11 protein-coding genes are annotated in these 12,469 nt (G+C 70.5%); 5 read left to right on the forward strand and 6 right to left on the reverse strand.

The window, feature by feature from the left end; translation table 11 throughout:
* Nucleotides 1–106 precede the first annotated feature (106 nt).
* From ACF08B_RS16745 to ACF08B_RS16765, 5 genes are all read left to right on the forward strand, one after another.
* Entirely contained in the window at nt 107–1,378 is a 1,272-nt protein-coding gene (locus ACF08B_RS16745; RefSeq protein WP_392318004.1) for an ABC transporter substrate-binding protein, read from the forward strand.
* 135 nt (nt 1,379–1,513) lie between these two features.
* The gene (locus tag ACF08B_RS16750) at nt 1,514–3,139 is read left to right on the forward strand and encodes a glycoside hydrolase family 13 protein (protein ID WP_392318005.1); all 1,626 of its coding nucleotides are present in this window, start codon (nt 1,514–1,516) and stop codon (nt 3,137–3,139) included.
* Between the two features lie 40 nt (nt 3,140–3,179).
* Nucleotides 3,180–4,505: an ABC transporter substrate-binding protein gene (locus ACF08B_RS16755; RefSeq protein ID WP_392318006.1), complete on the forward strand. Its 1,326-nt coding sequence runs from the start codon at nt 3,180–3,182 to the stop codon at nt 4,503–4,505.
* Between the two features lie 11 nt (nt 4,506–4,516).
* Entirely contained in the window at nt 4,517–5,872 is a 1,356-nt protein-coding gene (locus tag ACF08B_RS16760; protein WP_392318007.1) for an ABC transporter permease subunit, read from the forward strand.
* The gene (locus tag ACF08B_RS16765) at nt 5,869–6,708 is read left to right on the forward strand and encodes a carbohydrate ABC transporter permease (RefSeq protein ID WP_093695990.1); all 840 of its coding nucleotides are present in this window, start codon (nt 5,869–5,871) and stop codon (nt 6,706–6,708) included. The genes ACF08B_RS16760 and ACF08B_RS16765 overlap by 4 nt, the downstream gene beginning before the upstream one ends.
* A 15-nt stretch (nt 6,709–6,723) precedes the next feature.
* On the opposite strand, the gene ACF08B_RS16770 is transcribed toward ACF08B_RS16765, so the two are convergent.
* The 6 genes from ACF08B_RS16770 to tal form a co-directional block, all read right to left on the reverse strand.
* On the reverse strand, nt 6,724–7,194 hold the full coding sequence (locus ACF08B_RS16770; RefSeq protein ID WP_392318008.1) for a hypothetical protein: 471 nt from the start codon (nt 7,192–7,194) through the stop codon (nt 6,724–6,726).
* Between the two features lie 20 nt (nt 7,195–7,214).
* On the reverse strand, nt 7,215–7,706 hold the full coding sequence (locus ACF08B_RS16775) for a lamin tail domain-containing protein (RefSeq protein ID WP_392318009.1): 492 nt from the start codon (nt 7,704–7,706) through the stop codon (nt 7,215–7,217).
* A 211-nt stretch (nt 7,707–7,917) separates the two neighbouring features.
* On the reverse strand, nt 7,918–8,700 hold the full coding sequence (pgl, locus tag ACF08B_RS16780; protein WP_392318010.1) for a 6-phosphogluconolactonase: 783 nt from the start codon (nt 8,698–8,700) through the stop codon (nt 7,918–7,920).
* Nucleotides 8,697–9,785, reverse strand: coding sequence for a glucose-6-phosphate dehydrogenase assembly protein OpcA (gene opcA, locus ACF08B_RS16785; RefSeq protein WP_392318011.1), 1,089 nt, complete (start codon nt 9,783–9,785; stop codon nt 8,697–8,699). Before opcA ends, pgl begins: the two co-directional genes overlap by 4 nt.
* Complete coding sequence (gene zwf, locus ACF08B_RS16790; protein ID WP_392318012.1) at nt 9,782–11,320, reverse strand: glucose-6-phosphate dehydrogenase; 1,539 nt, start codon at nt 11,318–11,320, stop codon at nt 9,782–9,784. Before zwf ends, opcA begins: the two co-directional genes overlap by 4 nt.
* Nucleotide 11,321: 1 nt before the next feature.
* Nucleotides 11,322–12,440 (reverse strand): transaldolase, encoded by a 1,119-nt coding sequence (gene tal / locus ACF08B_RS16795; protein ID WP_392318013.1) that lies wholly within the window; start codon nt 12,438–12,440, stop codon nt 11,322–11,324.
* Nucleotides 12,441–12,469 lie beyond the last annotated feature (29 nt).

A 12,469-nucleotide genomic window follows, 5' to 3' on the forward strand; every position in this document is an offset into this window, starting at 1 on the left:
GCTCAATGTGCTCCAGGCCCTAGTATCGCCCATACCTAACAGGTATACATGGCCTCTGACCCCACGGGCGAGGGTGCTCGCGGCGCCGGTGTACAGGGAGGAACCTATGCGGTGGATACGCGCCGCCGGTAGGGGCCTGCTCGTTCTCACCGTGGTCGTGACCGGTTACGTCGCCTCCGGCGCCCGCGCCGAACAGGGGAGCGCCACCGGGCGCGGACCGCTGACCCTGGCCACCGCGGGGGATCTCACCAACTATCTGGGCCCCCTGCTGGAGGGCTGGAACCGCACCCACCCCGGCGAGAAGGTCACTCTCGTCGAGCTGCCGGACTCCGCCGACGAGACCCACGCGCAGATGACGACCGACCTGCGCGGTGGTGACCGGGGCCGCTTCGACGTCCTGAACATCGACGTCAACTGGACCTCCGAGTTCGCGGCGGCCGGCTGGATCCGCCCGCTGGAGCGCGGCCGCTTCCCGCTGAAGAGCTTCCTCGACCCGGTCGTGCGCACGGCGACCTACGACGGACACCTGTACGCCGTCCCGTACGTCACCAACGCCGGGCTGCTGCTGTACCGCAAGGACGTCCTGGCCGAGGAGGGGGTGCCCCCGCCGCGTACCTGGGCCGAGCTGGAGCAGGACGCGAAGACCATCGCGCCGAAGCACGGACTCGGCGGCTACGCGGGCCAGTTCCTGCCCTACGAGGGCCTCACCGTGAACGCCGCCGAGGCCGTGTACTCGGCGGGCGGCACGATCCTCGGCGCCGAGGGCAAGCGCGTCACCGTCGACTCGGCGGCGGCCCGCGAGGGCATCGGTTTCCTCGCGCGCGGCATCCGCGAGGGCTGGATCCCGCGGCAGGCGCTGACGTACAAGGAGGAGGAGTCCAAGCAGGCCTTCCAGGACGGAAAGCTGCTCTTCCTGCGCAACTGGCCCTACGCCTACGCCGTCGCCTCCGCCCGGGGGTCCAAGGTCGCCGGGAAGATCGGCGCCGTACCGCTGCCGGGACCCGACGGGCCGGGGAAGAGCGTCCTCGGCGGCTCCAACCTCGCCGTCAACAGCCACGCCCGGCATCCCGACTCCGCCGCGCGGCTGATCTCCTACCTCACCAGCGCGCCCGTCCAGCGCCAGGTGCTCACCCGGGGCGCGCTGCCCCCCGTACGCGCCGCGCTGTACCAGGACCCCGCGCTCATCCGGCAGTTCCCCTATCTGCCGACCCTGCACACCGCCGTGATACACGCCGAGCCGCGTCCCAAGAGCGCCCACTACGACCAGGTCAGCCTGGCGGTGCAGGCGGTCGTGCAGGACGCGCTCACCGGGCGCGAGACGCCCGAGGCGGCGGTTCGTCGGCTGGCGCACGAGCTGGCCGCCATCTCCAGTCGCTAGTTACTTGTTAGGTAACGCGGACATCTCATCTCGGTTCGGACTGCCCTATTACGTCCGTCTTTGGCGGGCCAACTACCTAGTAGCTTCTGTTCTTTTCATTGACACCCTCGCGACACGCCTACCTAACATGCATGCATGTTGAGTAAGTACCACTGGTGGCGCGACGCGGTGATCTACCAGGTCTACGTCCGCAGCTTCCTGGACAGCACCGGCGACGGCATCGGCGATCTGGCCGGCGTCCGGGCCGGGCTGCCGTACCTGAAGAAGCTCGGCGTCGACGGCATCTGGCTGAGCCCGTTCTACCCCTCGCCCCAGCACGACCACGGCTACGACGTGGCCGACTACTGCGGGGTCGACCCGCTCTTCGGCGACCTCGCCGAGTTCGACCTGCTGATGGCGGACGCCCGGCGCCTCGGCGTCAAGGTGCTCCTCGACATCGTCCCCAACCACTGCTCCAGCGAGCACCCGTGGTTCCGCGAGGCGCTGGCGGGCGGGCCCGGCAGCCCGGCCCGCGCCCGCTTCCACTTCGCCGACGGCCGCGGCCCCGACGGCGGCGAACCGCCCAACAACTGGCACGCGATGTTCGGCGGCCCCGCCTGGACCCGGGTGACGGAGCCCGACGGCCGCCCCGGCCAGTGGTACCTGCACATGTTCACGCCCGAGCAGCCCGACTGGAACTGGCGTGACCCCCAGGTCCCCGCCGAGTTCGACCGCGTCCTGCGGTTCTGGCTGGACCGGGGCGTGGACGGCTTCCGCATCGACGTCGCCGCCGGCCTGTACAAGCACCCCGCGCTGCCCGACTCGGACGATCCGGAGGCCGACGCCCGCACCCGCGACTCCGTCAACCCGCTCGCCTGGAACCAGCCCGAGGTGCACGAGGTGTGGCGCGACTGGCGGGCCGTCTGCGAGGAGTACCGCGAACGCGACGGCCGCGAACGCCTCCTCGTCGGCGAGGTCTCCGTCCCCACCGCCCGCGAACACGCGCTCTACGTCCGCCCCGACGAACTCCACCAGGCCTTCTTCTTCGACCTGCTCGGCGCACCCTGGGACCCCGACTCCTTCCGCAAGGTCATCTCCGAGGCCATGCAGGACATCGCCGGTACCGGCTCGACCGTCACCTGGGTGCTCAACAACCACGACCAGGTCCGCACCGTCACCCGCTACGGCGAGCCCGCCACCGAGGGCAGCGGTCTCGGCCCCGCCCGGGCCCGCGCAGCCGCCCTGCTGATGCTCGCGCTGCCCGGCGCCGCGTACATCTACCAGGGCGAGGAACTGGGCCTGCCCGAGGTCGTCGACCTGCCCGACGACGTGCTCACCGACCCGATCTTCCACCGCACCGGCAGCCGCGCCCGCATCCGTGACGGCTGCCGGGTGCCGCTGCCCTGGTCCGGGCAGGCCTCCCCGTTCGGCTTCACCTCCGGAGCCGAGGGCGCCAAGCCCTGGCTGCCGCAGCCCGAGTACTTCGCCGAGTACGCCACCGACCGCGCCCTCGCCGACACCCGCTCCTTCTGGCACCTGTACCGCGACGGACTCCAGCTGCGGCACTCCCTGCCGCAGCTGGGTGAGGGCACGCTGCGCTGGCTCGACACCCCGCCCGGCGTCCTCGGCTTCGTCCGCGGCGACGGACTGGTCTGCGCCGTCAACTTCGGTACGGCCCCCACGCCCGCGCCGGTCTCCGGCACCCCCCTGCTCTCCAGCGAGCCCTGCCCGCCGGGCGTCCTGCCCGGCTCCACGGCCGCCTGGTGGCTGAACGACCTCTGAACCCACCCGTCAACGCCCATTCCCCGAAGGGACATCAACGATGATGCGACGTCGTACGACCCTGCTCACCGGCTGCACCGCCCTCGTCCTCGCCCTCGGCGCCACCGCCTGTGGCGGCGGCCCGGTCTCCGCGGGCGGCGGTGACAAGGCCCTCGACGGCCAGACCGTCACCGTGGCCGGCGTCTGGTCCGGCAGCGAGCAGAAGAACTTCCAGAAGGTCCTGGACGCGTTCACCGAGAAGACCGGCGCCAAGACCCAGTTCGTGTCCACCGGCGACAACGTCTCCACCGTCGTCGGCAGCAAGATCGAGGGCGGCAACGCGCCCGACGTCGTCATGGTCCCGCAGGTCGGCGTGCTCCAGCAGTTCGCCAAGAAGGGCTGGCTCGAGCCGCTGTCGCCGGCCGCGCAGCAGACGATCACCGCGGACTACGCACCGGTGTGGAAGAAGTACGGCAGCGTCGACGGCACCCTCTACGGCCTGTACTTCAAGGCCGCCCACAAGTCGACGGTCTGGTACAGCCCCGACGCCTTCACCCAGGCCGGGGTCAAGCCGCCGAAGACGTACGACGAGCTGCTCAAGGCCGGCCACACCGTCTCCGACTCCGGTCTCGCCGCCTTCGCCGTCGCCGGACAGGACGGCTGGACCCTCACCGACTGGTTCGAGAACATCTACCTCTCCCAGGCCGGCCCCGAGAAGTACGACGCGCTCGCCACCCACAAGCTGAAGTGGAGCGACCCCTCGGTCGTCGAGGCGCTCACCACCCTCGGCAAGCTGTTCAAGGACAAGCAGCTGATCGCGGGCGGCCAGAAGGAGGCCCTCAACACCGACTTCCCGGGCTCGGTGGAGAAGGTCTTCGGGCCCAAGGCCGAGGCCGGCATGGTCTACGAGGGCGACTTCGTCGCCGGTGTCGCCCACGACCAGTTCGGCAAGGCCATCGGCAAGGACGCGAACTTCTTCCCCTTCCCCGCGGTCGGCGGCGGCACGGCGCCGGTCGTCAGCGGCGGTGACGCGGCGGTCGTCCTGAAGGACGCCAAGAACGCCAAGGCCGGCATGAAGCTCCTGGAGTACCTGGCCACCCCGGAGGCGGCGGCCGTGTGGGCGAAGGCAGGCGGCTTCCTCTCCCCGAACAAGAAGCTCGATCTCGCCCAGTACGGCGACGACGTCACCCGCGCCACCGCCAAGTCCCTCGTCGGCGCGGGCGACTCGGTCCGCTTCGACATGTCCGACCAGGCCCCGGCGGCCTTCGGCGGCACCAAGGGAACCGGCGAGTGGAAGCTGCTCCAGGACTTCCTGCGCGACCCCTCCGACCCGAAGGCGACCGCGGCGAAGCTCGAAGCCGCGGCGGCCAAGGCCTACCAGGACTGAACGGCATCACCATGACCGCCACACTCGTCAAGGAGCAGGCGGGCCCGCGGGCCGCCGGCGCGGCGCGCGGGCGCCGCAGCCGGCGGCGCGCCCGGCTGATCGCGCTGCTCTTCGTGTTCCCCGCGCTGCTCCTGCTCGGCGCGCTCGTCGTCTATCCAGTGCTGTTCTCCGTCGGCCGCAGCTTCTTCGACGCCTCCGGCACCCGGTTCGTCGGCGGCGGCAACTACGCGGAGATGTTCCGCGACCCGGCCACGCTGAAGGCCATCCGCAACACCACCATCTGGGTGGTGGTGGCCCCGGCCCTGCTCACCGGGCTCGGCCTGATCCTGGCCGTCCTGGTGGAGAAGGTCCGCTGGGCCACCGCCTTCAAGCTGCTGCTGTTCATGCCGATGGCGGTGTCCTTCCTGGCCGCCGGCATCATCTTCCGGCTCGCCTACGACGAGGACCCGGACAAGGGCGTGCTCAACGCGGCCGCCGTCTCCGTCCACGACGCCTTCACGGGCACGTCCACGTACCCCACGGCCCGAGGCCGCGTGGGCTTGCTGGACCAGGGCCGCGACGGCTCCTGGCTGACCCACGCGGGCGTCTCGCCGGGCGAGTCGGTGGCGATCCCCATGGTCGGGGTGCTGCCCAAGGACCTGCCCGCCGGCGCCGAACCCGCGCGGGCCGCGGCCTCGCACGCGGCCGCCGCCAAGGAGGTGCGCGGTGTCGTCTACCTCGACTTCACCCCCGGCGGAAGCGGCAGGCAGGGCAAGGTCGACCCCCGGGAGAGCGGCCTGCCCGGCATGAAGGTCGAGGCGCTGCGCGACGGCCACTCGGTCGCGAGCACGACGACCGCCGCCGACGGCTCCTTCCGCTTTCCCGGGCTGGCCGACGGCTCGTACACCGTGAAACTGCCGGCGGCCAACTTCGCCGCGCCCTACCAGGGCGTCTCCTGGCTCGGCCCGACCCTCGTCACCCCCGCGATCATCGGCGCGTACCTGTGGATCTGGACGGGCTTCGCGATGGTGCTGATCGGCGCGGGACTCGCCACGCTGCCGCGCGACGCGCTGGAGGCCGCCCGGATGGACGGCGCGAACGAGTGGCAGATCTTCCGCCGGATCACCGTGCCTCTGCTCGCGCCCGTGCTCACCGTGGTCTTCGTGACCCTCGTGATCAACGTGATGAAGGTCTTCGACCTCGTCTACATCATCGCTCCCGGACCGGTGCAGGAGGACGCCACCGTCCTCGCCACCCAGATGTGGCTCGTGTCCTTCGGCGGCGGCAACAACCAGGGCCTCGGCAGCGCCCTCGGTGTGCTCCTGCTGCTCCTGGTGGTCCCCGCGATGGTGTTCAACGTCCGCCGCTTCCGAAGGAGTCAGCGATGAACGCGATCAGGCGGGGTCTGGGCAACGGACTGGTGCAGGCCTTCCTGGTGGTGATCGGCCTCGTCTGGCTGACTCCGCTGGCGGGACTGTTCCTGTCCTCCCTGCGCTCGGCGCAGGACACGGCGAAGGGGGGCTGGTGGACCGCGCTCGCCGGTCCCGGGCAGCTGTCCTTCGACAACTACTCGGCGCTGCTGAAGAACTCCGGCATGACCCAGGCGTTCTGGAACACCGTGCTGATATCGGTGCCGGCGACCACCCTGGTCGTCGTCATCGCGGCACTCGCCGGATACGCCTTCGCCTGGCTGGACTTCCCGTTCCGGGAGCCCCTCTTCCTGCTGGTGGTGGCCCTGCTGGTGGTGCCGGTGCAGATCGGCCTGCTGCCGGTGGCCAAACTCTTCGGCCAGCTGGGCCTGTTCGGCACGATCCCCGGGGTGGTCCTCTTCCACGTGGCGTACGGGCTGCCGTTCGCGGTGTTCCTGCTGCGCAACTACTTCGCCGAGATGCCGAAGGAGATGCTGGAGGCGGCACGGATGGACGGCGGCAGCGAGTGGCGCATCTTCACCCGGCTCGTCCTGCCGGTGGGCCGCCCGGCCATCGCCTCGCTGGCCATCTTCCAGTTCCTGTGGGTCTGGAACGACATGCTGGTCGCCCTGCTCTTCGCGGACAGCTCCGCCCAGCCGCTGACCGTGCAACTCCAGTCCCAGATCCGCCAGTTCGGCAGCAACATCGACGTCCTGGCGCCGGGCGCCTTCCTGTCCCTGATCGTGCCGGTGGTGGTCTTCTTCGCCTTCCAACGGCACTTCGTCCAGGGCGTGATGGCGGGCTCGGTCAAGTGACCGAACCCGCCGGGCTCACGCGTACGTCCAGCGCCACGCGTTGGAGCTGTAGGCGCACCTGATGCGGCTGCCGCTCGCGGTGGTGGTCGTCGCCCCGTGGTCGCTGTTCCGGCAGAACTGGCCCGCCGCGTAGCAGTTGCCCGCGTTGGAGACGATCGAGCAGGTGCCGGCGTGGGTGCCGGAACCGGTGCCGCTGGTGTCACTGCGCACCGTGCCGGAGGCGGCCCTCCTGGTGACGGTGACGGTGACGGTCGGTCCGGGCTTCCTGACGGTCTTCGTCTTCGTGACCGTCGGCCCGGGCTCGGGCGAAGTGGTCACCGTGGCCGTCGCGGTGACGGTCACGGTCGGGCGGGGCGCCGGCGAGGCCGCCTTGGCCGCGCCGTCGTCCGCCGATCCGCAGCCGGCCGCGCCGGCGGCCAGCAGGGCCACGCCCGCTGCCCACGCCCGCATGCGCCGGCTCGCGCTCTGGTACCTGTGCACGGTCATTCTCCCCGGATGACGTTCTGTCAGTGGAAGGAGATGTAGCCGTCGCCGTCGCGGTCGTTCTTCGACTTCGTGTAGGCGTGGGTGTCCGCGTGGGCGCCGGACGGCTTGGACAGGTAGATGGTGTCCTTGTCGTTGTTCCACATGAAGTTGCAGTTCTGGCGGTAGACGACGTTCTTGGCGTCCGAGTCGGTGCCGTGGCCGCCGCGCAGCTTCACGTAGTCGCCTGGCTCGAGGTAGTGGTTCGAGCGGAAGGTGAACCTGTTGCCGGTGGCGTCCTTGACGACGTAGCCCTTGAGGTTCACCTTCGCGGTGCGCGAGTAGTTCTTGATCGTCAGGTACTCGCTCTTGCTGTTACCCGTGGTGCAGTTGTTCGAGTCCCGCCCCGGGGCGTCGTACTGGGCGCCCTTGATCTTCAGGGCCGAGGAGTACTCGGTGGCCTGGGCCGGAGCGGCGATGACGACGGTGAGCGTGCCGGCGGCGGCGGTGGCGGCCAGGGCGAAGCGTATGCGCATGAGGTCCCCCCTCAGTGGTGCGATCGGTGCGTCCTGGAGCTTACACAAAAGTTGAGTGCTGTATGAATATTTCGTGGAGAGAGTGGAGAACCCGCTGAGGGGGAGTCAGCGCACAACGACGAGGGCGGCAGGGAGTCGTTCCCTGCCGCCCTCGTTCCACGGCGATTCAGCGATTCAGCGAATCACCGGTTCACCGGTTCATCTCAGCGGTTCACGGTGAAGCCGGCGGATACAGCGACCGCGGCAACTGCGAAGCCGCGGCCGAGTCCAGCAGCCACAGCGTGCGCGAACGGCCGTACGCCCCCGCTGCCGGCGCCTGGATCTCGCCCGCTCCCGACAGCGCGATGGCCGCCGCCTCCGCCTTGTCCTCGCCGGCCGCGAGCAGCCACACCTCGCGGGCCGACCGGATCGCCGGAAGGGTCAGGCTGATCCGGGTGGGCGGCGGCTTGGGCGCGCCGTGCACCCCGACCACCGTCCGCTCGGTCTCCCGCACGGCCGGCAACTCCGGGAAGAGCGAGGCCACATGGGTGTCCGGGCCGACGCCCAGCATCAGCACGTCGAAGGACGGCACCGGCCCGTGGTCCTGCGGTCCGGCCGCCTTCGCCAGCTCCACCGCGTAGGCCTCCGCCGCCGCCTCGACGTCCGTGCCGTACGGACCGTCGGAGGCGGGCATCGCGTGCACGCGCTCCGGGTCCAGCGGCACCGAGTCCAGCAGCGCCTCACGGGCCTGCGTGACATTGCGCTCGGGGTCGCCCTCCGGAAGGAAGCGCTCGTCACCCCACCACAGGTCCAGCCGGCCCCAGTCGACGGCGTCGCGGGCGGGCGCCGCCGCCAGAGCGGCCAGCAGGCCGTTGCCGTTGCGGCCGCCCGTGAGGACCACGGACGCGGCGCCCCGGGAGGCCTGCGCATCCACGATCTTCGTGATCAGACGGGCCGCGGCGGCCTGCGCCATCAGTTCCTTGTCGTGGTGGACGACCAGCTGCGGAGTGCTCACTTCGCCGCCGCCTTCCTCGCGGGTGCCTTCTTCGCGGTCTTGGCCGCGGCCTTCTTCGCCGGAGCCTTCGCGGCCTCCTCGACCGGCTGCGGCTCCGCGACCGCCTCGTCACCGGACCCGGCCGAGCGCCCGGCGGACTGCTCCGCGGACTGCTCGGGGACGGCGCCGAGTCGCTCCACGCCGTAGCGCAGGGCCGACGCGTAGGTGTCGTCCGGGTCGAGCCGGCGCAGCTCCTCCGCGATCAGCTCGGCGGTGTCCCGCCGCTTCAGCGCCACCGCGCGGGCCGGCTGGCCCTCGATGGACAGCGTGGCCAGCGAGCCGTCCGCACGGTCCAGGGCGATCGGACCGCTGGTCGTCTCCATCCGGACCGCGGTGAGGCCCGGACCGTCCGACAGCGACCGCTTCACCGGCACGTCCAGCCGGTCCGCCAGCCACATCGCGAGCAGCTCGCAGCTCGGGTTGAACTCCTCGCCCTCCACCTCGACCGCCCGCACCTCGCAGGTGACCTGGTCCAGGGCCGCCGCGAGCATGGAGCGCCACGGGGTGATCCGGGTCCAGGACAGGTCGGTGTCGCCGGGCGTGTAGGCCGCGGCACGGGCGGACAGCTCCCGCACCGGCTGTTCGGCGGCGTAGGTGTCGGTGACCCGGCGCTGGGCGAGCGCGCCCAGCGGGTCCTTCGCCGGGTCCACCGGGGCGTTCACCGGCCACCACACGACGACCGGCGCGTCCGGCAGCAGCAGCGGCAGGACGACCGAGTCGGCGTGGCCGACGATCTCGCCGTACAGCCGGAGCACGACCGTCTCGCCGGTGCCCGCGTCCGCGCCCACCCGCACCTCGGCGTCGAGGCGGGAGGAGGTGCGGTCGCGCGGGGTGCGGGAGACCCGCTTGACGACCACCAGCGTGCGCGAGGGGTGCTCGCGCGACGCGTCGTTGGCGGCCTTCAGGGCGTCGTAGGCGTTCTCCTCGTCGGTGACGATGACGAGGGTCAGGACCATGCCGACGGCGGGGGTGCCGATGGCACGGCGGCCCTGGACGAGCGCCTTGTTGATCTCGCCGGCGGTGGTGTCGGTCAGATCTATCTTCATGGCCGGCGCCAGCTCCGTCCGTCTCGTGCGAGCATCTCGTCCGCCTCCACGGGACCCCAGGTGCCCGACGGGTACTGGGCGGGCCTGCCGTGCTTGTCCCAGTACACCTCGATCGGGTCGAGGATCTTCCAGGACAGCTCGACCTCCTCCGTGCGCGGGAAGAGGTTGGCGTCGCCCAGCAGCACGTCCAGGATCAGACGCTCGTACGCCTCGGGGCTGGACTCGGTGAAGGACTCGCCGTAGGCGAAGTCCATGGAGACGTCCCGGATCTCCATCGAGGTGCCCGGCACCTTGGAGCCGAAGCGGACCGTGATGCCCTCGTCGGGCTGGACGCGGATCACGATCGCGTTCTGGCCCAGCTCCTCCGTCGCCGTGTGGTCGAAGGGGGAGTGCGGGGCCCGCTGGAAGACCACCGCGATCTCCGTCACCCGGCGGCCGAGCCGCTTGCCGGTACGCAGATAGAAGGGGACGCCCGCCCAGCGGCGGTTGTCGATCTCCAGCTTGATCGCGGCGAACGTGTCGGTCTTCGACTTCGGGTCGATGCCGTCCTCTTCGAGGTAGCCGATGACCTTCTCGCCGCCCTGCCAGCCGCCCGCGTACTGCCCGCGCACGGTCGACCTGCCCAGGTCCTTCGGCAGCCGTACGGCGCCGAGCACCTTCTCCTTCTCGGCGGCCAGTGCGTCCGCGCCGAAGGAGGCGGGCTCCTCCATGGCCGTCAGGGCCATGAGCTGGAGCAGGTGGTTCTGGATGACGTCACGGGCGGCGCCGATGCCGTCGTAGTAGCCGGCCCGGCCGCCGATGCCGATGTCCTCGGCCATGGTGATCTGCACGTGGTCCACGAAGGACCGGTTCCAGATCGGCTCGAACATCGTGTTGGCGAAGCGCAGCGCCAGTATGTTCTGGACGGTCTCCTTGCCGAGGTAGTGGTCGATCCGGAACACCTGGTCCGGCTCGAACACCTCGTGCACGACCTTGTTCAGCTCCTCGGCCGACTTCAGGTCGTGGCCGAACGGCTTCTCGATGACCGCGCGCCGCCAGGATCCGCCGGACTGGTCGGCGAGACCGTGCTTCTTCAGCTGCTGGATGACCACCGGGAAGGAGCGGGGCGGCACCGACAGGTAGAAGGCGAAGTTGCCGCCCGTGCCCTGGGCCTTGTCCAGCTCCTCGATGGTGGCCCGGAGCCGCTCGAACGCCTCGTCGTCGTCGAAGGTGCCCTGGACGAAGCGCATCCCCTGGATGAGCTGCTGCCAGACCTCCTCGCGGAACGGGGTGCGCGAGTGCTCCTTGACCGCGTCGTGGACGACCTCGGCGAAGTCCTCGTGCTCCCAGTCGCGGCGGGCGAAGCCCACCAGCGAGAAGCCCGGCGGCAGCAGCCCCCGGTTGGCGAGGTCGTACACCGCGGGCATCAGCTTCTTGCGGGACAGGTCGCCCGTGACGCCGAAGATGACCAGACCCGACGGCCCCGCGATACGCGGGAGCCGTCGGTCGGCCGGGTCACGAAGCGGGTTCGCTCCGGAACCGGAAACGGGTGACAAGTCAGCCCTCCGTGGGGGCGAGGCGCTCGAGCTCCGCCTGGGTGGACTTCAGCAGGTCGTTCCAGGACGCCTCGAACTTCTGGACGCCCTCGTCCTCCAGCACCTGGACCACGTCGTCGTACGCGATGCCCAGCTTCTCCAGCGCGTCGAGGTCGGCGCGAGCCTGCTCGTACGTGCCGGAGACGGTGTCGCCGGTGATCTCGCCGTGGTCCTCGGTGGCCTCCAGGGTGGCCTCCGGCATGGTGTTGACCGTGTTCGGCGCGACCAGCTCGGTGACGTACAGGGTGTCCGAGTACGCCGGGTCCTTGACGCCGGTCGACGCCCACAGCGGACGCTGCTTGTTGGCGCCCGCCTTCTCCAGCGCGTTCCAGCGGTCGGAGGAGAAGACCTCCTCGTACGCCTGGTAGGCGAGACGGGCGTTGGCGACGGCGGCCTTGCCGCGCAGCGCCTTGGCCTCGTCGGTGCCGATGCCGTCCAGGCGCTTGTCGATCTCGGTGTCCACGCGGGACACGAAGAAGGACGCCACCGAGTGGATCAGCGAGAGGTCCAGGCCCCGCTCCTTGGCCTTCTCCAGGCCGGAGAGGTAGGCGTCCATGACGGCCCGGTACCGCTCCAGGGAGAAGATCAGGGTGACGTTGACGCTGATGCCGTGGCCGATCGTCGACGCGATCGCCGGCAGGCCCGCCTGGGTGGCCGGGATCTTGATCAGGGTGTTCGGGCGGTCGACGAGCCAGGCGAGCTGCTTGGCCTCGGCGACGGTCGCCTTCTCGTTGTGCGCGAGGCGCGGGTCGACCTCGATGGAGACCCGGCCGTCCTTGCCGCCGGTGGCGTCGAAGACGGGGCGCAGGATGTCGGCGGCGTCGCGGACGTCCGCCGTGGTGATCATGCGGATGGCCTCTTCCACGGTGACCTTGCGGGCGGCGAGGTCCGAGACCTGCTGGTCGTAGCCGTCGCCCTGGGAGATCGCCTTCTGGAAGATCGTCGGGTTGGTGGTGACGCCCACGACGTGCTGCTGGTCGATCAGCTCGGCGAGGTTGCCGGACGTGATCCGCTTGCGCGACAGGTCGTCCAGCCAGATCGCGACGCCTTCCTCGGAGAGGCGCTTGAGTGCGTCTGTCATGGAATTACATCTCCTACGTGTCGATATGA

This window comes from Streptomyces sp. NPDC015139, from assembly GCF_043079785.1.
Lineage (GTDB): Bacteria > Actinomycetota > Actinomycetes > Streptomycetales > Streptomycetaceae > Streptomyces > Streptomyces albidocamelliae.

Excerpts from the sequence above, each read along its gene's own strand:
- ACF08B_RS16745 (WP_392318004.1), top strand. The coding sequence starts at position 107 with ATGCGGTGGATACGCGCCGCCGGTAGGGGCCTGCTCGTTCTCACCGTG.
- ACF08B_RS16750 (WP_392318005.1), top strand. The coding sequence starts at position 1,514 with ATGTTGAGTAAGTACCACTGGTGGCGCGACGCGGTGATCTACCAGGTC.
- ACF08B_RS16755 (WP_392318006.1), top strand. The coding sequence starts at position 3,180 with ATGATGCGACGTCGTACGACCCTGCTCACCGGCTGCACCGCCCTCGTC.
- ACF08B_RS16760 (WP_392318007.1), top strand. The coding sequence starts at position 4,517 with ATGACCGCCACACTCGTCAAGGAGCAGGCGGGCCCGCGGGCCGCCGGC.
- ACF08B_RS16765 (WP_093695990.1), top strand. The coding sequence starts at position 5,869 with ATGAACGCGATCAGGCGGGGTCTGGGCAACGGACTGGTGCAGGCCTTC.
- ACF08B_RS16770 (WP_392318008.1), bottom strand. The coding sequence starts at position 7,194 with ATGACCGTGCACAGGTACCAGAGCGCGAGCCGGCGCATGCGGGCGTGG.
- ACF08B_RS16775 (WP_392318009.1), bottom strand. The coding sequence starts at position 7,706 with ATGCGCATACGCTTCGCCCTGGCCGCCACCGCCGCCGCCGGCACGCTC.
- opcA (WP_392318011.1), bottom strand. The coding sequence starts at position 9,785 with ATGAAGATAGATCTGACCGACACCACCGCCGGCGAGATCAACAAGGCG.
- tal (WP_392318013.1), bottom strand. The coding sequence starts at position 12,440 with ATGACAGACGCACTCAAGCGCCTCTCCGAGGAAGGCGTCGCGATCTGG.